Genomic DNA, 21,750 nt, shown 5'->3' on the forward strand with positions numbered 1-21,750 from the left:
ATTACTATACTCCTCTTTAGAAAGATTGTCAATAAAGAGAGCTATTTTTATTTTATTTTGGTAAAACTTCCGCAATCCGTCGACAAATCTCTTTGATCATAGTCTTCGGTGCAGCTGTATTGAGACGAGCATGTCCTTTGCCTTCTTGGCCAAAATCACTTCCCCGATTCAGGACAACCTTAGCCTCTTCTCGAAGCAAGTGAAAAAGATGGTCATCTGTCAGCCCATAATCTGAAAAATCCAGCCAAACCAGATAAGTCCCTTGAGGTTTCATGACCCGCAGACGTGGTGCTTCCTTAGCAAAATAATCGACTACAAAATCAATATTTTCCTCTAAGACAACCTTGAGCTCAGTCAACCAAGCTTTGCCATGACGATAGGCAGCTTCCGTCGCTAGAAAACCAAGACCCGAAATTTCATGCTGGTTATTGGCCAGTTGGCGCTTTTGAAACTTTTGTCGCAAGCTAGGATTCTCAATCACTGCATAGGAATTTTTTGTCCCAGCAATATTAAAAGTCTTAGTCGCACTGGCTAGAATCAGGCTAAAGTCCTTAAAGTCAGGTGAAACAGTATTGAAAGACTGGTGTTTATGTCCAAACAGGGTCAAATCTTGGTGAATCTCATCTGAAACCACGAGAACGCCGTACTTTTGGCAGAGACGACCAATCTTGTCTAAAACGTCCTCTTCCCAAACTCGACCGCCAGGATTATGCGGATTGCAAAGCACGTAAATCTTGACTTCATTGTCTACGATGTCCCGCTCCAGCTGTTCAAAGTCAATCTGAAAAAGACCGTCCTGTTCTATCAAGGAATTAGTAATCAGCTGACGATTATTAAGCTTGACACTGCGGGCAAAAGGAGGGTAAACAGGAGTATTGATTAGAACGGCATCACCTTCCTTGGTAAAGGCTTGGATAGCCGTCGAAATAGCAGGAACAACTCCCTCAATAAAGACCAAGGCTTCCTTGTCAAAGGTATAGCCATGCTCATCCCGCTCCCAAGATAAAACGGCATTGATCAACTCCTCACTAGCATAGGTATAGCCATAGACTAACTGATCAGCGTAATCATGCACTGTTTGCTTGATTTCAGGCAGGACTTCAAAATCCATATCCGCAATCCAGGCAGGTAGGACTTGACTGTCTTTCTCAGCTTCTTTCCATTTATAAGTATGCTGGCCAATCCGATTGGGCGCTGTTTCAAAGTTATAACTTGCCATATTAGTCCTCCAAGGCTGCTCGTAAATCGTCTACCAAATCTCGACTATCTTCGATCCCAATCGACAGACGCAGCAAATCATCAGTCAAGCCATAAGAATGGCGCACTGCAACAGGAATATCTGCATGAGTCTGGGTCGTTGGATAGGTAATCAAGCTCTCTACTCCACCCAAACTTTCTGCAAAGGTAAAGACTTTCAGGCTATTTAAGAGATGAGGAATCTTCCCTTCGTCCACAACTTTAAAGGAAATCATGCCACCCTTGCCTGGATAGAGAACCTCTTTTACCGCAGGAGATTTCTTCAGAAAAGCGACTACTTCTTGCGCATTCTGAGTAGAACGCTCCATGCGAAGAGCCAAGGTCTTGAGCCCGCGCAGAAGCAGATAGCTGTCAAAAGGAGACAGGACCGGCCCAGTTGTGTTGAGGTTGTAGAAAAGTTTGTCATAGACACCAGCGTCATTGGTCATGATAGCTCCAGCCAAGACATCATTGTGCCCGCCCAGATACTTGGTCGCAGAGTGCAGAACTATATCAGCTCCATCCTCCAGCGGTCTTTGGTAAATCGGACTATAGAAGGTATTGTCCACAATGACAGCTGCTCCTCGCTCATGAGCCGCTTGGGAAATGCGGGCAATGTCAAACTCTACCATAAGAGGATTGGTCGGTGTCTCGATATAGACAATATCTATATCCTCTGTTAGCTTGTTCAGGAGTTCTTCTTCCGTATTAGCATAGGTAAAGCTAAAGCGTCCTTCCGCTTCGACCTGAGCAAACCAGCGGAAAGAGCCACCATAGAGATCCCGAACAGCCAAAACCTTACTGCCGACTGGAAAGGCGCTAAAGGCCAGCACAATAGCCGACATACCAGAGCTAGTCGCTAGGGCATAATCTGCACTTTCGATAGCAGCTAGAGTCTCTTCCAAGCTAGCCCGTGTAGGGTTCTTGGTTCGAGTATAGTCATAACCTGTGGACTGGCCAAACTCAGGGTGCTGGTATGTCGTTGAAAAATGCAGGGGGGTTGTTAAGGCACCCGTTGTTGTGTCTGTTTTTACTCCCGCTTGGGCCAACAAGGTATTTAATTTCCGTTCTCTCTCCATTTAACCGTTCCTCTTTTTTTAAAATATTCTACCTTTCTATTGTAACATCTTAAGAAAGTCTTGAGCTTTTTTCTTTTCAAGAGCTAGCTATAGTCTGAAACTATAGAGTAACAATCCAAAAAAAAGAGTCGCTGAACGACTCTTCGTTTCTTATTTCATTCTCAAGCGTTGGCGCAAACTATCTGCCTTTTGTCCGATAAAACGGTCTATGAGCCGAACTTTGAGAGACAGTACGATATAGACGATCATTCCGACTCCTCCAACGGCAGCGACATAGATAAAGCTGTACATTCGATTAGTTGGCTGGAAGATAAAGCTTAGTAGATACTCGACAAGCAGAACCAAGATCACCATGGCAATTGTGAGAATCATACTCAACAGCAGACGCTTCAAGAGGTTCTTAGGATTCAAACCAACAACCTTGCGGATTTCTCTAAACATGAAGAAGATTGGCAGTAAAAGGCCGACGGTCGTTGAAATCAAGGGACCATAAGCATGGAAGAGATTGATCATCGGCACCTGCAGACTGAGCTTGACAAGAACCCCATAAAAGAAGTAGAGAATGGCCTTCTTATTTTGGAACAGAGCTTGAATCATCGGAGCCAGAACTGTATAGGTGCTGAGAATGATCGTCTGCAGCATAGCGCAGATGAAGAGCCCCAGTGCTAGACTATCTGGCTTACCATAGAAAACGGTATAGAGCGGACTAGCCACCAGAACTGCTCCCACTGTTGACGGAAAGATAAAGAAGAGCAACATGCTAAGATTATCTTGCACTAGGCGAGCAGCTGAGCGAAAGTCACCCTTGACATAATTTTCGGTCAAGAGAGGAATCCCGACACCACCGATAGAAGTTGCCACCGCAATTAAAATCATGGTGATTTTATTTGGATTAGCTGAGAAATATGCGAATTGCACTAGGAGCTCTGATTTCGTATAATCGCTAATCTGGGTCATAATGTTGATAAAGGTCGCCTGGTCAATAATCTGGAAAAGCTGAATAGCTGAGCCTGTAATGATAAAGGGAATGGCTTCTCGTATCGTATCCCAGAGGAGGGAGCGACCACTAATTCCCGCGGATTTTTTAGGCTTTCTCATGATAGAGCGTAGCATACCCGTTTTTGCTAGATAGAAAAGTAAGACGAGCATACTTGCCAGCATCCCGACAAAGGCGGCAAAAGTAGACTGGGTCACAGCTTCAACATAGTCACCTGAACCGATTTTCATAATGAAATAAGCTGTCAGTAGCATCCAGATAACCCGAATCACCTGCTCAGAAATCTGGCTGATGGCATACGGTTTAAGATTATTAAACCCTTGGAAAAAGCCCCGAATGACACTCATAGACGGAAAAATGAGCACAGCCCAAGACAAACTCTGCATGACTGGAATCAAGTCAGCCCCGCCACCAGACATTGAGGCAAAAACCGGTGCCATCAAGTACATGATGACTGCAAAGATCAATCCCAATACCAGCATGAACTTGAGGAACTCTCGAATGAGGGCAAAGCTGTGTTCCTCCTTGTCAATGGTATTGTACTTAGCAACTTGCTTGGCAACAGCTACCGGTACTCCTGCTGTGGAAACCAAAAGGAACCAAGCATAGATATTGTAGCCCATGGTAAAGAGACCATTCGCTTCCGCCCCATGCTGTCCCATCCAGATGTACCAAGGAATGATATAGACAGCCCCAAGAAGGCGGCTGATAAAATTACTAGCAGTCAGCCAGGCAGTCCCTCTTAGCATTTTCTGCTGCTGGCTTGTTGTTTCTTGGCTCATAGAAAACCTCTTCTATTTGTTCTTCTTTTATTATAAACTTTTCCTTGCCTCTTGTAAAACATAGCCTTTCGGTTTACAATAGAGATATGATAAAAATTGAATCAATACTAGATATTTTAAAAAAAGACCAAAATTTTCGTGAAATCATCGCTGATGGAGACTACTACTTCAACTATCAGGGCTTGACCTTTGACAAGATTAGCTATGATAGTCGCAAGGCAGATAGTAGAACTCTCTTCTTTGTCAAGGGCGAGCATTTCAAGCGGGAATTTTTAGAAAAGGCTGTAGCAGCTGGGCTAGGGTTTTACCTAAGTGAAACTGACTTCGAAGTCGGAATTCCAGTGCTTCTGGTCAATGATATTAAACAAGCCATGAGCCTCATTGCTATGGAATTTTACGGCCACCCAGAGCAAAAACTCAAACTGTTGGCCTTCACTGGTACCAAGGGCAAGACCACATCGGCTTATTTCGCTTATAATATTTTAAAACAAAGCCACAAACCAGCCCTGCTTTCCACTATGAATACCACTCTGGACGGCAAAACTTTCTTTAAATCAACCCTGACCACTCCTGAAAGCTTAGACCTCTTTGAGATGATGGCTCAAGCTGTAGCCAATGGTCGTACCCATCTCATCATGGAAGTCTCCAGCCAAGCCTATCTTAAAAAGCGAGTCTACGGCCTGACCTTTGATGTGGGGGTCTTCCTCAATATCAGCCCTGACCATATCGGCCCGATTGAGCATCCAACTTTTGAAGACTACTTCTACCACAAACGACTCCTGATGGACAATAGCCGAGCTGTTGTCGTCAATAGTGGCATGGATCATTTTCAAGTTTTGGCTGAGCAAGTGGCCAACTATGACCACGACTTCTATGGACCAGACTCCGCCAATAGCATCCTGCAATCGCAAGCCTTCTCCTTTAAAGCACAAGGGAAGTTGGCTGGTTCCTACGATATCCAGCTGATTGGTCGCTTCAATCAAGAAAATGCTATTGCTGCTGGTCTAGCCTGCCTACGACTTGGAGCTTCTTTGGAAGATATTCAAGCTGGTATTGCCCAGACACGAGTTCCGGGACGCATGGAGGTCTTGACCCAGTCAAACGGTGCCAAGGTCTTCGTGGACTATGCCCACAACGGCGACAGTTTGGCTAAGTTGCTGTCCGTCGTACAAGAGCATCAAAAAGGGCAGACTATACTTGTACTAGGGGCTACTGGCAATAAGGGAGAAAGTCGACGCAAGGACTTTGGCCTCCTACTCAATCAGCATCCTGAAATCAAAGTCATTTTGACCGCAGATGATCCAAATCGCGAAGATCCAATTGCTATCGCAAAAGAAATTGCTAGCTACATCTCCTTTGAGGTGGACATGATTGCCGACCGTGAGGAAGCTATCAAAAAAGCCCTCAGCCTAACCAATGCTAAAGGCGATGCAGTCATTCTAGCTGGCAAGGGAGCAGATACCTACCAAATCATCAATGACCAAAAGGTTCCTTATCCCGGTGATTATACACTGGCAGAAAAATACATATAAAAAAGGACTTTCGAGTCCTTTTTATTATCCATTCCACATCACTAAGACGTAGAGCAAGCTGCTGCCTACCATATCAGCAAAGGCGTGTGCCAAAAAGAAAGGCAACAAGTTTTTAACCTTGTATTTATAAAAGAAATAATAGAATAGACCGAAGACCACGCCAATCAGAAAAGCAGAGACTAGCCCCTGATAGGTATGGACAGAAAAGCGAACCAGCGTTGAAAAGCCTAAAACCCACCATTTGCTCTCTTCTTTTACTGATGTTAGCAAGCCTAAGAAAAAGAATTCCTCATAAACACCATTGAAGAGGGAATAAAGAATGACGACAGGTCCCAGTGCAGCTAGTTTGCGAAAAACTTCGACAAAGGTCCAGTCGATATGCTGCAAGATTTCTAAGTCAAAATAATTATAGGAACCGACTAAAGCTGCTATCACATCAGAAGTCAGACCGACAACCGCAAAAATCAAGGGCGCCCAAAGAATAGACCAAGACAAGCGTAGTTTCAGCTGTTTGAAATCATAATGACGGATGCCTAGATAGACAAGTGCCAACACCAGCAGGAAAACTTGCAATTTCAAATTGCTCAGCAAGGCAAAATTTTCATCCTCTGGTCTGGGCACGATTGCTTGTCCTACAGAGCTGGACATCGTCAGCCAATTTATTGTTGAGGAGTAAATAAATTGACCAAACATAATAATTGCTAAAATCAACATATCGAACCACCTAAGGTTCTCTAGTGGTTGCTCGGGATAGATTTTTTTCAACATTGTCATTCTAATTCCTTTCCCAAATTCTATATACTACTATAGCACAGAATATGGCAAAATGACAGGTGGGGCTGTCTAATTTTTCCCTCATTCTAAAAACTATCAGTCCAATTGGAAGACTAGGCGCTCTTTATCAAAGCTAGCCTTCAACTCATACTTGCCAGCCTCATTCTGACGAATGTAACCTAGAATCACCAGACTATCGACAAAAATGTCTCGACGCTTCTGCAGGAGCTCATCCTTACGGACATACTTGAGGAGGAATGTCGTCATATACTTGAGGGCATACTCTGGATTCACATCTCCTAAAATAGCATAAAGGGGCTCCTGCTCCTCAGACAGCGGATACTGTCGCTGCATTTTATAAAAAAAATTGGACAAGGTCAGTTTATCTCTCTGAAAATTGGTCTTTTCCAGCAGAATAGCCGCATTAGTCTGATTAGCAAGCTGAGTCTCAAAGCGCAAATTCAGCAATTCCTGATAGATCGGACTATCATCTCGAATAAAGATTTCCTGATCCAAAGATAGATTTTCTAGATTCTCCAAAAGCGGAACCTGCTGATAATAGCGCTTATTCTCCCGCCGAATATAGCCCGCCTTGATACATTCCTCCATGAAGCGATCTAGATTGGGAAAGCCCGCAAATTCACGTTTGATTTCTCTTAAAATCACATCATCCTGCTGATCCAGATAATTGATTAGTTTTTCAAATAAGGGCTGTCGTGTCAGCCGAGTCGGATTGAGAATTTTAATCATGGAGCTCTCCTTTATAGATAAGCTTGGCTGATTGAGCCAACTGACTGGGATTGGTTCCAGGATGTCCTACAGGCACTGCTAAGCCCAAGTCCTCATAGTAAACTTGCCAAAAATTAGAAATCAAGTTTTCCTCATCTCCAAACTGCATGGGAATGGTCTCAAAAATTGGCAAAATCTGAGCAATATATTCCGAACAGTAAGATCCCTCGCTCTCAGGATAGAAACTAGCATTATAGGACTTTCCCAGATGGGATTTGGCTTCTTTGAAGGCAGCAGAGGCATCTATCTCTGGATAAGCAAAGACATGATACCTGTCCTCTTCTTCCAAAAACTGGCTCAAGGGCTGATGGGCCACTCCCTTTTCCTGCGTCGCATGGTAAATCTCACCATCAAAAACGATGCCCACATGGCTATAGGCGCCCGTAGCTGTCCGAATCGCTGCTGCCATATCGGATTTCCCAACTGTAAACAATAGATCACCATTTTGTAAATCTTGAATCTTCATTTCTCTCGTCTATCAAAAAAGGAGCCGAAACTCCTTTACATGTGCGGAAAACCAGTGTTTCCTATCTTATAGTTGTCATTTAAGATATTAAGCATTAAAGCTTTCAGTCAACTGAGGCACGACTTGTTTCTTACGTGAAACGGCACCAGCCAAGAAGGCATGGTTATTTTCAAGTTTGAAGTTGAAAGCTGCTTCTACCTTGTCCATGTTTGCGCCAATTGCAAGGATTTCTGAGTTTGAGTTGACGATGTCTGTAATCATCAAAACAAAGTCAGAATAGCCATTTGCTGCAATAGCTGCTTGCATTGCTGCCTCGATTTCTGATTGGCGTTCCAAAACTTCAGCAATATCAACAGTGTTGACTTGCGCTACACGGACATTATTTCCGTTGAGTTCAAAAGTCTTAGCATCAATGTCAATCAATTCTTCTGCAGACTTGCTGGCCAAGTTTGTACCAGCCTTCAGCATAGCGAGACCGTATTCTTCCAAGTTCACACCTGCTAACTCAGCCAACTCAGGAGCAATATCCTTATCACTTGGGTGTGTCGTTGGAGATTTCAAGAGAAGTGTATCTGAAATCAAACCAGATAACATCAAACCAGCAAGCTCTTTAGGAACTGCCACACCGTGTTCTTTAAACATACGATAAACGATAGAAGACGCTGACCCAACAGGTTCCAAACGCATGTAAAGTGGGCTTGCAGTTTCAAAGTTAGCTACACGGTGGTGATCCACAACGCCATAAACTTCCACTTCAGCAATATCTGAAACAGATTGTTGGAATTCATTGTGGTCAGTCAAGATAACTTGCTCTGCACCTTCTGCTTTAGCGGATGTGATCACGCGTGGTGCTTCTACACCAAAATAGTTCAAGACAAAGGCTGTTTCTTCATTTGGAGTCCCAAGAGCTACTGCTTCTGTATCCAAACCATAAGCTGTTTTTGCAAGATAAGCAAAGGCTACAGATGACCCGATGGCATCTGAGTCTGGATTTTGGTGACCAAATACTAGAATCTTAGACATGATAATACCTCTTTGTTTTTAATAATATTTATTCCACTTATTTTACCACAATTATGGGTATTTCACAAAAGGAGAAGGATATTTTCTTGAGAAAAATTGTAGCTTTGCAATAGAGGTCTGAGCTGAACCTTCAAAATAATCATCCAACCTTAACCGTCGATACAAGTATCATCTCTTATGAAAGTCCCCCAGAAGAAACGCTTACCTTATCATTTTTATTTCCTGTGAAAGGAATTTTTTTCTAAAAAACAGCCCCATCATAAGATAGGACTGAAAAATTTATCAAGTTAGCGATAGAGGCGATCGTCACTACTATTTAAGTGACTGTCTCTTCTCCCGTTTAGCCAAAAGTGGCAAGATGACGCCTAAACTAATCAAGACAATCGGTGTCAAGATATTTGTCATCAGAGAGAAGCGCCAACCAGCTGGATCAACCATATAGTCTACTTTGGGAACCATACCTAAAATACAAGCAAAAGCTGTGAAAAGGAAGCACCAAGCTCCGATGATAAAGCCAAATTTTGGATTTTTAGTAAGTTTGTATTCCGCATCCTTGTATTTCTTCCAAGCTTTATTGAGCAACATATAAGCCACAAATACCCAAAGATAACGCATTGGCATAACGATGGAGTTAAGATTAGTCATCCATTTAACCAGACCGTCAATTTCCTTGATTCCAAAAATTGGTAGGACAATCAGGAAGCTTACCAAAATCCCTGTCAGGATATAACCGTTAATCAGTACACCTTTTGATGTCCGCTTGCGTAGCCAGCTTGGAACAAATTCTTCGTCTGCATTATTGAGCAAGATTTGTAGAGGCGCGTCAATAGAGAAAGCCAAGGCCGCAATCTGTCCAACCATATTGGTCAGGGCATAGATGACTACTAGTACATTGCCTACACCCCAGTAGTTGCCCAGCATTTGAAAGGCTTGGTAAGCACCGTTTCGCATCAGGTCTTCAGGAATATTGCTGCCATCAAAAAGCATGCCCATAGCAATAGAGCCTAGGATAGCAGAGGCACCAACCATGACAGCCATGACAATCATCCCCTTTGGAAATTCCTTGGCTGGATTGCGAGTTTGGTTAACGTAAGGCGAAATTTTCTCAGCCCCACCTACCGCAAAGACCAAAAGTGAGATAGTCGTAAAGTATGAAAAATCAAAATTAGGAATGTAAGTGCTGAGCTTGTCCATATTAGCCGTTGCAAACTGCATATCCGGCTTGATAAAAGGCGCACCGACCGCTAAGAGAACAAAGAGGAAGGACATAATCAGCATCGCACTTCCAGCTAGACCGCCAATGACCTTGAGCGTGGATAGACCCTTGGTAGACAAGTAGAGAAAGGCACCGAAAATCAGCAAACTAAGAATAACAATCCAGTGAATATCAAGACTGCTCAAAAAATCGCCATTTCCTTGGATAGCCCATCCTAAAGGAATCAGAACTCCCTGTGGCTTTTGAGCCAAGTAGGGAATATGCACTACCCAGTAAGTCCAAGCCGCAAAATAAGCCAAGCGCTTGGTAGAGGTCTTCTCCACCCAGTCGCTGACACCACCTCCGCTCTCCTTGAAGGTCGAGCCTAGCTGCCCCACGATGAGGGCATAGGGAATAAAGTAAATGGCCAGGATAAGAATCCAAGAAACAACGACCGAAATCCCTTGTTGGGAGTAGTTGTTGACCACATTTCCCAGACCCCAAACCATATTAAAGGCAATTAGGGACACCATCAGCCAAGTCAGCTGGTTCTGATCTTTTTTCATCATTCATCTCCTTTGAATATAAAATAAATTGCTCCATAAAATTATACCATGTTTTTACATTTTTGTAACCGTCTTCAGCATATTTTGTCCAAAAAAAGAGCTACCCATAGGTAGCTCAAATTCAATTCTTAAAGTGAGTTCACGTCAACCTTGATACCAACACCTTGAGTAGTTGTGATAGTCAAGTTTGTTACGTAAGTTCCTTTAGCTGTAGCTGGTTTTGCTTTTTGGATTGTTTCGTTGAAAGCTTTGAAGTTTTCAACCAATTTTTCAGCTTCAAATGATACTTTACCGATGATTGCTTGAACGTTACCAGCACGGTCAGCACGGTAAGTGATCTTACCACCTTTAGACTCTTCAACTGCTTTAGCAACATCCATTGTTACAGTACCAGTTTTAGGGTTTGGCATCAAGTTACGTGGTCCAAGGACACGTCCAAGACGTCCAACAAGAGCCATCATGTCAGGTGTAGCGATAACTACATCAAAGTCCAACCAACCGTCGTTGATTTTCGCAACGAGGTCATCTTCACCAACGAAGTCTGCACCAGCAGCTTTTGCTTCTTCAGCTTTTGCACCACGTGCGAAAACAAGAACGCGTGAAGTTTTACCAGTACCGTTTGGCAATACCATTGCGCCACGGATTTGTTGGTCAGCTTTTTTAACGTCGATATTCAAGTTATAAGCAACTTCTACAGTTGCGTCAAATTTTGCAAAGTTAGTTTCTTTTGCAAGTGCTACAGCTTCTTCTACACTGTATGCTTTTGTGCTGTCGATTTTCTCAAGAGCAGCACGAAGTTGTTTGCTTTTTTTAGCCATTTTCTATTCTCCTTGTAAGTGGTTCAATCGATTTTCATCTCCCACGTCACTCCTCGAAATGATGAAGTCTTGCGGGTTATATTGGGGGTGTTATTGATTAGTCAACAACAGTGAATCCCATAGAACGAGCAGTACCTTCGATCATACGCATTGCAGACTCAATGTTTGCTGCGTTCAAATCTGGCATCTTAGTTTCTGCAATTTCTTGTACTTGTGCACGAGTAACTGTAGCAACTTTCGTTTTGTTAGGTGTACCTGATCCTTTTTCAACACCTGCAGCTTTTTTCAAAAGAACAGCAGCTGGTGGTGTCTTTGTAACGAAAGTAAATGATTTGTCTTCGTATACTGAGATAACAACTGGAATGATCATACCAGCTTGGTCAGCTGTACGAGCGTTGAACTCTTTTGTGAATCCCATGATGTTGATACCAGCTTGACCAAGAGCAGGTCCAACCGGTGGAGCTGGAGTAGCTTTACCAGCAGGGATTTGCAATTTTACAAGTTTTTCGACTTTTTTAGCCATTTTTAAATCCTCCTTTGTGGTTTTGGCGGTAATTAGAGATTTTTACCTCCCACAAGTATGCTTTTTACATACTTTTCTATTATACACTAATCTTTTCAAAATGCAAGAAAAATTCTTATATTTTCTCATTTTTATGGTAAAATGGTTACATGGTATTATTAAAAATTGCTTCTGTATTATTTATCTTTTTAACACTTATCTTATCGATTATCGCGGTGAAGGTCTTCAGGCTAAGAAAATTTGGCTTGAATTTTGCAGATTTGGCTTTCCCTTTTTTTGCTATAGAGTTGTATATCATTTCAGACAAGGCCTTCTACCATAGTCTTTTACCCCACCTATTATTAGTATTGTCTAGCCTAGCTATCGCCATCACAGCCTATTTTCTCAGAAAAAAACGGACTTTCTACTATCCCAAGTTCTTTAAATTTTTCTGGCGGGCTGGTTTTATCTTGACCTTCTTTATGTACCTAGCCATGGCCATCGCTCTCTTTTTATAAATGTAAAACACACCCCATCGGTCAGTACAGACCGATGGGGTGTTCGTATGCGGAACTTACAAGTCATGCTTTATATCTTCCGATTCTCTTTCTTTTATTCATGAATCTCTAAAGGCAGACCATCCGGATCAAAGAAGAAAGCCATCTTACGGCCATCAAGGTCATCATAGCGCAGCTCGGTATGGGGAATCTCCAAACGATCAAATTCCGCTAGCGTTTCTCCAACATCTGTCACTCGGAAAGCCAGATGCCGCAACCCAGTATGCTCTGGTGCAGGCAGGGCTGGCCGCTTGGGAGCCGCTTCCTTGATGAAAATTTCCAGTGTCAAATTCCCTTTGCGGACATTAAAGAGAATGTCCTGCTTGTCGGGCCGATGGTGCTCATCCAGCATGTCAAAGCCCAGCTTATCCACATAAAAATCCTTAGTCTTGGCATAATCATGACCAATAATCGCAATATGGTGAATGCTATCTAGTTTCATAACTTTTTTCCTTTCATTCTTCAGTAGAGAAAATCTGCCGGCTAACTGCTGGCAGATTTGCATTTACAAGATATTATTCTTGTTAACCAACTGCTCGGGAAAATGTTTAATTCGTCTGCAAAACCTTTCTCGGCTTGGTTCCTTCGGCTGGTCCGATAACGCCTGCCGCTTCCAATTCTTCCATGAGACGAGTGGCCCGATTAAAGCCGACCGAGAGTCGCCGCTGGATCATCGAAGCGCTAGCTTTCTGTGTCTCAATGACCAAGGCCTTGGCTTCCTCAAAGAGAGGATCGCCTTCATCATCGCCCCCGCCAGTATCCAAATCACTTTCAGATACTTCACCAGGATCAAAACTATCGTCATAGTCAGCTTCAGCTTGATTCTTGACAAAGGCTACGATGCGCTCCACATCTTCATCTGAAATGAAGGAGCCCTGCAGACGGACTGGATGATTTTCATCAATCGGCTTAAAGAGCATATCGCCACGTCCCAAAAGCTTTTCTGCTCCATTTTCGTCTAGAATGGTCCGACTGTCTGTCCCGCTGGACACAGCAAAGGCAATCCGAGAGGGTACATTGGCCTTAATCAGACCTGAGATAACATCCACAGATGGCCGCTGGGTAGCCAGAATCATGTGAATCCCAGCCGCACGCGCTTTTTGTCCCAGACGTATAATAGCGTCTTCCACTTCCTTGCTGGCCACCATCATGAGGTCAGCAAGCTCGTCCACGATGACGACGATTAAAGGCAGGGGCACCTGCTTGTACTCAGATTGGGCATTGTACTCAGCAACCTTAGTATTGTAGCCTGCAATGTTGCGAGCACCGACCTTGGAAAAGAGTTCATAGCGGTTTTCCATCTCGTCCACAACCTTCTGTAGGGCGCGGCTGGCCTTGCGAGGATTTGTTACGACTGGGATAAGCAAGTGGGGAATGTCATTATAAACAGACAGCTCCACCATCTTAGGGTCCACCATCATAAACTTGACTTCATCCGGTCTGGCCTTCATGAGAATACTGGCGATAATGCCATTGACGGCCACAGATTTACCAGAGCCAGTAGAGCCCGCCACCAAGAGGTGAGGCATCTTAGCCAAGTCAAAGGAGCGGACAGAGCCGTTGACAGCCTTCCCAAGTGGGATTTCTAGGAGCTTGCTGGCATCTGTCTTGGACTGCTCCCAGAGTTCTCGGAAGGTCACGGTCGCAACTTCAGAGTTGGGTACTTCAATCCCGACAAGAGACTTCCCAGGAATGGGTGCCTCAATCCGCACATCCTTGGCAGCAAGAGCAAGAGCCAAGTCATCCGCCAGATTGGAGATCCGATTGACCCGAACGCCGACGGCTGGCTTAACCTCGTACTTGGTGACAGAAGGCCCGATTTCAGCTCGCTCAACAGTAACCTTAATCCCAAAGCTAGCAAATGTTTCTTCCAAAATCTTGATGTTTTCTCGGACAATCCGCTTTTCTTTAGACTGATTTTTGGGCTTATCAGGCGCAAAGAGATTGATGGTCGGTAATTTATAGTCTAGACTTTCTTTGGTCGTAAAATCTACCTCTACGTCCGCCTCTGCTTCTTCTATTTCCTCTTCGCGGTCAAAGTCCAAGGGCTCATGAGGATCATACTCTCCCGATTCAGTATAGTCCGCCTCATCAAAGTCCATAGGCGAGTAAGACAAATCCTCATCATCTAAAATCTCCCCCGTTTCAGGATCCACTTCAGTCTCTGCTTGCTCTACCTCAATGGCTTGCATAGCTGCCTGTGCAGCTTTCTCCTCCTGCTCAAGAAAACGAAGTTGACGTTTTTCTTCCTCTTTTTCTCTCCAGTTTTGGAAAGCCACGCTAAATTTCTCGGCAAGATCGTAAAGCGACCATGGACTCATGAGCAGAGCACCCAGCAAAATCAGGAGCAGCCCGATAAAATAAGAGCCGATATTTGAAAAAAGAAAAGAAATCGGAGCATAAAGAGCCGCCCCAATCAGCCCCCCGCCAGCAAATGAGGACACTTTAAAGGCCAACAAATCTGTCAGAACTCTTGTAAGCGTTGTAGATAAAACCTGCCCTTTCAAATGCAAAACATGAACAAAATAGGCTTGAAAAATCAAGCTGAGTCCTAAGAAAAAGTTGATGAAGCCTGAAATCTTCCCTTCATGTTTATGCAGCCACTTAAAGAAAAAGAGATAAAACAAGGCAGCTAGAATCGCCACATAAGCCAGACTCCCTACTAAAATCCGAATTAAGTTATAAATGGTGACGCCAAAAGCCCCCAGCTTCAAAGCAGCAAACAACAAAGCGATAGCCAAAACAAAGGTGACTATCATCCGTCGAATCGCTTTTTGTCTTTCTAATTCCGCTTTTGTCGGCCGTCTCGTAGTCCGACTGTTTTTTGTATTTTTCTTATTTGCCATAAATTTCATTATACCATATTTTAAGATCTTCTAAAGAGAAAACTAGCTGCCTTTTGCAACTAGTTTCTGCCTTATTCTTCTGGCAAAATCACCCAGAAAATGAGGTAGGGAAGAAGTCCAATCCCATAAGCAAAAAAGGAAACTCCCCAGATAACACGGATAATGACCGGATCTATATTAAAATACCGAGCCAAGCCGGAGCAAACTCCCGCAATGATTTTATCATCAGCACTTCTTGTTAAACGTCTTACCATAATCAAACTCCCTTCAAACGAACGATAAATTTTTATCAAACGAAACCAATGATTTTTATCTTATTTTACCATAATTTTTCCTCAAATAATTGTTGGAACTTCACTATCGCCCTCAAAATCTTCGACTTTTTCTTAATTCGGGAAAGGTTTCTGGATACGCCCTAGTATAAAAGGCGAGAGCGGACCAACCAAGAGGAAGTTTAGGGAAACCGCCATTACAAAATTTGTTCCCCAAGCTCCCAAATAGCTTTCCATTGACAAGGACACACTCTAATATTTTTTCAGCGCTTATGTTGATCTTTCAAAAAACGAACGGCCAGTTCTTTGACCAATGGCTCTACTAAAAAAGCCGTTATAAAACCAGATGAACAACATAGCTTCCTTCAAATCTCTAGGCATAAACGTTCCATTTCTGATGTATCACATTCAATCTATCATAAATATTTTTTTCTCGTATGCAGAAATTTCAAGAAAATGTTTTTATCACTCAGATTGGTAATCTTTAGCTATTTTTGCTAGACTATTTAGAAGAAAACAGCGGAAAGGAGAATAGTATGCGAGCAGGTGTGGTTGTCTACAATCCTTTCTTAGATAAGATTTTGCTCATTCATCGCTGGAAGAATGGGCAAGAGTATTTGGTGATTCCCGGTGGGACTATCGAACTTGGAGAAGGACCTCTAGAAGCCGCCTTACGGGAAATGAAAGAAGAAGTCAATCTTAGTTTTTCTGCTGACCAGCTGCACACAGCTTTTTCCTTTAACAATCCGGGAAAAGAGGAGTATTATTTTTACACCGAACTATATACGGCTGAGATTCCCCTCATGCAGGGCGAGGAGCTTGAGCGCAGTAGTCTCCAAAACATTTACCAGCCCGAATGGGTCAGCTTGCAAGAACTTTACAACCACAATTTGCGTCCAGAAAGCCTAAAATCCTTGCTCTTGGAATTTCTGACGCAGGAAAGTTTGAAAAACTAAAGCACTTATAGTAAAATAGCAATAGTTCATAAACTTATGCATAGAAAGGTTATTTATGAAAAAAATCATTCTTTTTAGTCTTTTATCTGCACTTGCTCTGACAGGCTGCTCCACTAAAGAAGATTCTACTACCAAGTCCTCCAGCGCTCCTAAGCAGTCTTCTGCTACCGATACCAGTTCTGAGGCAGCTGAAGCTCAAAAACTCCGTGAACAATACAAGGATGCCATGACCAATGAAAATGCCAACTTCCCACAACTATCTACAGAAGTTGCCGAAGATGAGGCTGAAGTCAAGATTATCACAACACAAGGAGACATTCGCCTCAAGCTGTTTCCTAAATACGCTCCTTTAGCTGTCGAAAATTTTCTGACACATGCAAAGGAAGGCTATTATAACGGTGTGATTTTCCACCGCGTTATCAATGATTTCATGATTCAGACCGGTGATCCTAAAGGGGATGGCACGGGTGGCGAATCTATTTGGAAAGGCAAGAATGAGTCCATTGACTCAGGAAATGGCTTCAAGAATGAATATTCTCCTTACCTCTATAACTTGCGCGGTGCACTAGCCATGGCCAATGCTGGAAAAGACACCAACGGTAGTCAATTTTTCATCAACCAAAGCAAGAAAGACTTATCCAAACAATTACCGACCGACACCTTCCCAGCTAAAATCATTGAAGCTTACAAAAACGGCGGAAATCCAAGCCTTGACGGTGGCTATACTGTCTTTGGTCAAGTCATTGAAGGCATGGACGTAGTAGACAAAATTGCTGCCACAGAAACTGGCGATAAAGATAAACCCAAAACAGATATTAAAATCGAAAAGATTGAAATTATAAAAGAATAGGAAAAAGTCAACTCGACTTCTCTCATCTTATGAGTTATGTCTTAGTGTCAACAAAACAAAAAACCAGTCCCAAAAAGAGGACTGGTTTTACTATGCATTTTTCTAATCATACAGCAGAAACAGCATACTTCAACTCCACTTTTAAAGTGATGTATGTAGCTTCTAACCTTTGAGAATAAGGTAGACGCTGAGTCTGCAATTAGATTTTACTGGGCATAATTACCACCTGTAAAATGATAATACTCTTCCAGTGTGAGGCCAGATTCGGAAATTTCCTTGGCCTCTTTTCCTACATAGCGTAGATGCCAACTTTCGGGCACATAGCCAGTAGAAGCCTCCTTGCCAACAGGATAACGTACTACAAAACCATATTTATAGGCATTGTCCAAGAGCCACTGACTAGCTCCAGCTTCTTCAACCAGATTGCCGCTACTATCAATCAGATCAAATGCTAAACCAGTTTGGTGCTCGCTGTAGCCTGGTCTTGCCGAATAACGATCAGCCGCAGCTTGTCCATCTCGATTCACATAACTTTGATAAAGGCCGACCTGAGTTTGATAGCTACGAAAACCGCTATATTGGTTGCTGATAGGATAACCTTTGGACTGCATATCTGCGATTAACTTAAGTAGTTCTGCTTTAGCAGTCGGATCCTCACCTGGATTGTAATCAGCTGATAATGGATAGTGTTTATTGGCGATGACTATTTCGTCATATTTCCCTTGAACGCTATAATAGCTTCCGTTGTAAGAAACATTTTTATCGACAGTTACGTCCTGCTTTTGCTCCTTCTTAGACTCCGCACTATCCGATTCACTCCTTGTATCTTGGCTAGATGACCGGTCTTTTTCAGCCTCTTTTTTTTCAACAGATACCTTTGAGCTACTTGCCTGCTTGTTTGTACTACTTTCAGTCTTTTCTTTGGCTGCTGAGCAAGCACTTAAAAGCAAGACTGCCATTGCTAGAAAAATAAGTTTATTATATTTCATTGTATTCCACTAACTTTCTGAAACTTCAATATTGTAGATTGCAAAGGAATTTCCAGTCGGCTTCAAATAGTAAGTTTTATTTTTTCGATTGACACTATTTGGAGTACTATCAATATAGTGAACTGTATAGTCTTCATAAGTCGTCACAATATAAGAGCCGTTCTCCTCTCTCACTTCACGGATATCCAAAGCTCCCGGATCGTAATAATCAATTTTCGCCTTCTTGACACCGCCACCTGTAGTCCACTCAACCATCTCTTTGTATGCTGGACTAGAAGTATCATAATATTGAGCATAATAATTAGAACGATTAGAGACCGATCTGAAAACAGCCGTGCGATATTCACTAAGGAAATTGGTAATTTTTGCCTTGTTAGCTTCTACCTTTTTAGCTTCTTCATCCTTTTCTTTGATCTTATCTGTCACTTCTTTAGGTAAAGATAAAGCAACATCAAGCGTGTCTCCTTTGACAACAATGCTCTCCTTGTTGGTTACAAAAGTGTTATCAGCAACAATAAACTTAGCATAAACTTCCAGTTCTTGATGTGGTACAACTTGAATATCTGTTTCCAAGCCACCACCAATTTCCTTGCCATTTACAACAATTTTAAGGTCTGTTGCATTTGAAGCTTCTGCTGGCATAGTAACCTTCAATCGTTTCTTTTCAGACTTAAGATCCAATTTAATTTCATTATTCTTAGCAGTGGCTAAATCAAGCTGAATCTTACTCTCAATCTCTCCAACTTCCGTCTTCCCTTTCAGGGTAAATTCCTGCTTGATAAAATGATATTTGCCAATATTCGTCTCAGCATTCTTACTCAAAGGAAGGCTTTTCTTATCTCCTGCTTTGATGCTCGCATTGTCTAAGTTCGTGTTAACCTTAACCTCTACTGGATAGGCCACTATTTGATATTCCTGAAAAATCCCAAATTTCTTGCTTTTTTCAGTCACACCTAAAAGTTTATTCTGATTGTCATCAATATAGGCTGATTTACCCTTTGACTTAGCACTGTTGTCCAGCTCGGTCTCAATATTGATTTCTTGACTCTCTAAGTGCTCGACCAAAGCCCTCGCGTCTGCACGTGTCCACTTATCTGAGTTAGAAGAAAGTAAGTTTGCGATTCCATCATAATCCTTTTTAGTAACCGCTTTTGTAAAATCATCCGTCACTACTTTAACACCTGTCACCGAGCTCAGATATAGAAAGGCTGCCACCAAAACAGAAAGTAGAATAAGAGGAAAAGCAATCAGCATGACTTTCTTCTTCGACATTCTTTTTTCTGCTTTTTTTATTGCTTTCTGTGGTAATTCCGAATCCAATAATTCAGAGCGAATAGGCAGATTAAGAAAACCTTGATTTCTTGCTTCTAAAAATTCCTCTTTAGTCGGCTTTCTACCAATATTCGTCTCGAAAGCTTGCAGCCAATTCTCCCGTTGCTCTTGGTATTGATCAGGCTCTGAAAACTCTTGCTTCTCTTCTTTAAGAGGCTCCACAACAGATTCTTCTTTGAAAAACTCTAGGGCTGGCTCCTCTTGCCCCAAATTTTCTTCCTGAGTCACCGAGCTTTGCTTCTCTTCAGCTGACCCATCGTTACTTTGTCCTGCTGGAGCCGCAATAGAAATAATCTTTCTGGGATCAAAATCAGAACGTTTTCCTTTTAAAAACTCATCTGCGGTTGGCTTTCTACCAATGACTTGCTCAAAAAGCTCAACCCATTTTTCTTTCGTTACCATAAATCACCTCCAAGAACTTTACATCATCATAAGACTCATCAGCAATGAGAAAGCGATGAAAGTAAAGATAAATGTAATCACACCATTGACAATAATTGCCAGTAAATATTTATAAAAAGGATCCATTGACGTGCTAGATTTTGAATAAATCAAAGCAAAGGTTGCTCCGACCCCAATTAACACTAAGCCGATCCATGCTAGGAAGAGGGAAACAGACATAATCCCAAGTAAGCTAAATAAAGCCGAAAGAGCCACAAAAGGTAAGACAATCGCATAGAGTCTGCCATACCAGTCAAATGCCTTATTAAAGCTAAAGCTTCCATCCTTATAGACCATGCGTTTTACAGAAAAGCCTCCTAAAATAATGGAGAAAAGAACAAGGGATGCCGCTATCAGTGAGACCAAGAAAAGTCTAAAATCAAAAGTCGGACCACTGTAAAAGCCAAAACTCACCGAATGAATAAGATTATAAAAGTTATAATTCACCACAATAGCTGCAAAGAAAACAGTCAATCCTAGAGAAAGATAGCCATTTAATTTACTACTTTCAACCTCTGAAGTTGGCGACTTCCAAGCAGAAACAAGCCAAGCCCAGAAACCCTTCATTGTTTTAGAAAATTCACTTGGTTCCGCAGGCTGTTGCTGACTATAGTAGGCCTGTGGACCTTGCTGGAAATTCTGCGCATTGAACTGGCCTTGCGGATTATTTTGATAAGCTTGCTGATTGAAGCCTTGCGGACCAGAAGATTGAGGCTGAGCAACAAACTAGTTAGGTTGCCCACCATTTGGTTGTTGATAAGGATATCCCTGTTGAGCAAATGATTGTGCTTGATTAGCAAATTGGTTTTGGTTAGGCTGTTGCTGAGGAAGCTCTTGATATTGCTGTCCAGTTGGCTGAGCGAACGGTGCTTGCCCATTCTGTTCCTGAAAAGCATTTTGCAGCTGAGCATAGTATTCACCGTTTGAAGCTCCTCCTTGTGCTCGAACAGAGTCTGATATGATTGAGCCAGTTTCACTTCCAACTTGGTTCGTACTTGTCACCTCAGATTCCACAAATTCACCAGCCAGCAAAGCTTGAGTAATTTCCGCATCCGTTGCTGAACGGCCATTCACAGCTTCAAAATACTCGAGCCAATCTTGCTTTAACATATAAAAATCTCCCATCATAAATGATTATCCACATATTAGTATACAAAAAATTAAGTAAAAATTCAATCAAGGCAATAGGCACGCATAAACACCAAAAAATATGAAGTAAGCAAAATACTTTAGTAAAAAGTAAAAAGACCAGATCCCATATGGAAACTATCTAATTTACGAAAACTTATAAATTATAGAGACATTATAGAAAAGCAAAAAACCAGGACCCATAAAATATAAAAAAACAACAGCATATAGCCGTTGTCTTCTATGAATTAGAATATCGGGAAGACAGGATTCGAACCTGCGACACCTTGGTCCCAAACCAAGTACTCTACCAAGCTGAGCTACTTCCCGATGATAAGTAAAAACGGAGTCATATGACCTCGTTTCCCTTCATGCACCCTAGAGGAGTCGAACCTCTAACCGCCTGATTCGTAGTCAGGTACTCTATCCAGTTGAGCTAAGGGTGCCCTGTCGCATATCCGCTATGCCGAGGACCGGAATCGAACCGGTACGATCGTTACCAATCGCAGGATTTTAAGTCCTGTGCGTCTGCCAGTTCCGCCACCCCGGCCTCAAAGCGAACGACGGGATTCGAACCCGCGACCCCCACCTTGGCAAGGTGGTGTTCTACCACTGAACTA

At 42.5% G+C, this 21,750-nt stretch carries 19 protein-coding genes, 4 tRNA genes and 1 pseudogene; 4 read left to right on the forward strand and 20 right to left on the reverse strand.

The window, feature by feature from the left end:
* Positions 1-52 precede the first annotated feature (52 nt).
* From D8790_RS08730 to D8790_RS08740, 3 genes are all read right to left on the reverse strand, one after another.
* Positions 53-1,219, reverse strand: coding sequence for a MalY/PatB family protein (locus D8790_RS08730; RefSeq protein WP_125388335.1), 1,167 nt, complete (start codon positions 1,217-1,219; stop codon positions 53-55).
* 1 nt (position 1,220) lies between these two features.
* Positions 1,221-2,315, reverse strand: a complete 1,095-nt coding sequence (locus D8790_RS08735; protein WP_125388337.1) for a cystathionine gamma-synthase — start codon at positions 2,313-2,315, stop codon at positions 1,221-1,223.
* Positions 2,316-2,465: 150 nt separating this feature from the next.
* On the reverse strand, positions 2,466-4,094 hold the full coding sequence (locus D8790_RS08740) for a putative polysaccharide biosynthesis protein (RefSeq protein ID WP_125388338.1): 1,629 nt from the start codon (positions 4,092-4,094) through the stop codon (positions 2,466-2,468).
* Positions 4,095-4,180: 86 nt separating this feature from the next.
* On the opposite strand from D8790_RS08740, the gene D8790_RS08745 reads away from it, so the two are divergent.
* Positions 4,181-5,626, forward strand: coding sequence for a UDP-N-acetylmuramoyl-L-alanyl-D-glutamate--L-lysine ligase (locus D8790_RS08745; protein WP_125388339.1), 1,446 nt, complete (start codon positions 4,181-4,183; stop codon positions 5,624-5,626).
* A 24-nt stretch (positions 5,627-5,650) separates the two neighbouring features.
* Here D8790_RS08745 and D8790_RS08750 read toward each other — a convergent pair whose 3' ends face one another.
* From D8790_RS08750 to rplK, 7 genes are all read right to left on the reverse strand, one after another.
* Positions 5,651-6,400, reverse strand: a complete 750-nt coding sequence (locus D8790_RS08750) for a CPBP family intramembrane glutamic endopeptidase (RefSeq protein ID WP_125380365.1) — start codon at positions 6,398-6,400, stop codon at positions 5,651-5,653.
* Between the two features lie 96 nt (positions 6,401-6,496).
* Entirely contained in the window at positions 6,497-7,150 is a 654-nt protein-coding gene (locus D8790_RS08755) for a DUF1803 domain-containing protein (RefSeq protein ID WP_125380367.1), read from the reverse strand.
* Entirely contained in the window at positions 7,143-7,655 is a 513-nt protein-coding gene (locus D8790_RS08760) for a YiiX/YebB-like N1pC/P60 family cysteine hydrolase (protein WP_125388341.1), read from the reverse strand. The genes D8790_RS08755 and D8790_RS08760 overlap by 8 nt, the downstream gene beginning before the upstream one ends.
* A gap of 87 nt (positions 7,656-7,742) precedes the next feature.
* Positions 7,743-8,678 carry a manganese-dependent inorganic pyrophosphatase gene (locus D8790_RS08765; RefSeq protein ID WP_005589432.1) on the reverse strand — a complete coding sequence of 312 codons (936 nt, stop codon included), beginning with the start codon at positions 8,676-8,678 and terminating at the stop codon, positions 7,743-7,745.
* Between the two features lie 312 nt (positions 8,679-8,990).
* Positions 8,991-10,439: an APC family permease gene (locus tag D8790_RS08770; RefSeq protein ID WP_125388351.1), complete on the reverse strand. Its 1,449-nt coding sequence runs from the start codon at positions 10,437-10,439 to the stop codon at positions 8,991-8,993.
* Between the two features lie 128 nt (positions 10,440-10,567).
* Positions 10,568-11,257 carry a 50S ribosomal protein L1 gene (gene rplA, locus D8790_RS08775; RefSeq protein ID WP_001085675.1) on the reverse strand — a complete coding sequence of 230 codons (690 nt, stop codon included), beginning with the start codon at positions 11,255-11,257 and terminating at the stop codon, positions 10,568-10,570.
* 97 nt (positions 11,258-11,354) lie between these two features.
* Positions 11,355-11,780, reverse strand: coding sequence for a 50S ribosomal protein L11 (rplK, locus tag D8790_RS08780; protein ID WP_001085808.1), 426 nt, complete (start codon positions 11,778-11,780; stop codon positions 11,355-11,357).
* Between the two features lie 149 nt (positions 11,781-11,929).
* Here rplK and D8790_RS08785 point away from each other — a divergent pair, with 149 nt between their 5' ends.
* Positions 11,930-12,277: a DUF3397 family protein gene (locus D8790_RS08785; protein ID WP_125388343.1), complete on the forward strand. Its 348-nt coding sequence runs from the start codon at positions 11,930-11,932 to the stop codon at positions 12,275-12,277.
* 94 nt (positions 12,278-12,371) lie between these two features.
* Here the strand turns inward: D8790_RS08785 and gloA2 are convergent, their stop codons facing one another.
* The 3 genes from gloA2 to D8790_RS08800 all read right to left on the reverse strand — a co-directional run bounded on the left by gloA2 (position 12,372) and on the right by D8790_RS08800 (position 15,416).
* Entirely contained in the window at positions 12,372-12,758 is a 387-nt protein-coding gene (gene gloA2, locus D8790_RS08790) for an SMU1112c/YaeR family gloxylase I-like metalloprotein (protein WP_125388345.1), read from the reverse strand.
* Between the two features lie 106 nt (positions 12,759-12,864).
* Positions 12,865-15,162, reverse strand: a complete 2,298-nt coding sequence (locus D8790_RS08795; RefSeq protein WP_125388346.1) for a DNA translocase FtsK — start codon at positions 15,160-15,162, stop codon at positions 12,865-12,867.
* Between the two features lie 71 nt (positions 15,163-15,233).
* A complete protein-coding gene (locus tag D8790_RS08800; protein WP_125388347.1) occupies positions 15,234-15,416 on the reverse strand; it encodes a PspC domain-containing protein in 183 nt (60 codons plus the stop codon).
* Between the two features lie 554 nt (positions 15,417-15,970).
* Between D8790_RS08800 and D8790_RS08805 the strand changes: the two genes are divergently transcribed.
* Both D8790_RS08805 and D8790_RS08810 read left to right on the forward strand, forming a co-directional pair.
* The gene (locus D8790_RS08805; protein WP_125388348.1) at positions 15,971-16,390 is read left to right on the forward strand and encodes an NUDIX hydrolase; all 420 of its coding nucleotides are present in this window, start codon (positions 15,971-15,973) and stop codon (positions 16,388-16,390) included.
* Positions 16,391-16,445: 55 nt separating this feature from the next.
* Positions 16,446-17,240 (forward strand): peptidylprolyl isomerase, encoded by a 795-nt coding sequence (locus tag D8790_RS08810; protein ID WP_005589251.1) that lies wholly within the window; start codon positions 16,446-16,448, stop codon positions 17,238-17,240.
* Positions 17,241-17,446: 206 nt separating this feature from the next.
* On the opposite strand, the gene ldcB is transcribed toward D8790_RS08810, so the two are convergent.
* The 7 genes and pseudogenes from ldcB to D8790_RS08845 all read right to left on the reverse strand — a co-directional run bounded on the left by ldcB (position 17,447) and on the right by D8790_RS08845 (position 21,749).
* A complete protein-coding gene (gene ldcB, locus D8790_RS08815; RefSeq protein ID WP_125388349.1) occupies positions 17,447-18,229 on the reverse strand; it encodes an LD-carboxypeptidase LdcB/DacB in 783 nt (260 codons plus the stop codon).
* 9 nt (positions 18,230-18,238) lie between these two features.
* Positions 18,239-19,963, reverse strand: coding sequence for a TcaA second domain-containing protein (locus D8790_RS08820; protein ID WP_125388350.1), 1,725 nt, complete (start codon positions 19,961-19,963; stop codon positions 18,239-18,241).
* Positions 19,964-19,981: 18 nt separating this feature from the next.
* Positions 19,982-21,112, reverse strand: a pseudogene (locus D8790_RS08825) (DUF6574 domain-containing protein).
* Positions 21,113-21,386: 274 nt separating this feature from the next.
* Positions 21,387-21,460, reverse strand: a tRNA-Pro gene (locus D8790_RS08830).
* Between the two features lie 42 nt (positions 21,461-21,502).
* Positions 21,503-21,576: transfer RNA gene (locus tag D8790_RS08835), tRNA-Arg, on the reverse strand.
* Between the two features lie 18 nt (positions 21,577-21,594).
* Positions 21,595-21,680: transfer RNA gene (locus D8790_RS08840), tRNA-Leu, on the reverse strand.
* 8 nt (positions 21,681-21,688) lie between these two features.
* Positions 21,689-21,749 (reverse strand) — tRNA-Gly (locus D8790_RS08845).
* Between the last annotated feature and the right edge of the window lies 1 nt (position 21,750).

This window comes from Streptococcus cristatus, from assembly GCF_003943535.1.
In the GTDB taxonomy this organism is placed as follows: domain Bacteria; phylum Bacillota; class Bacilli; order Lactobacillales; family Streptococcaceae; genus Streptococcus; species Streptococcus cristatus_L.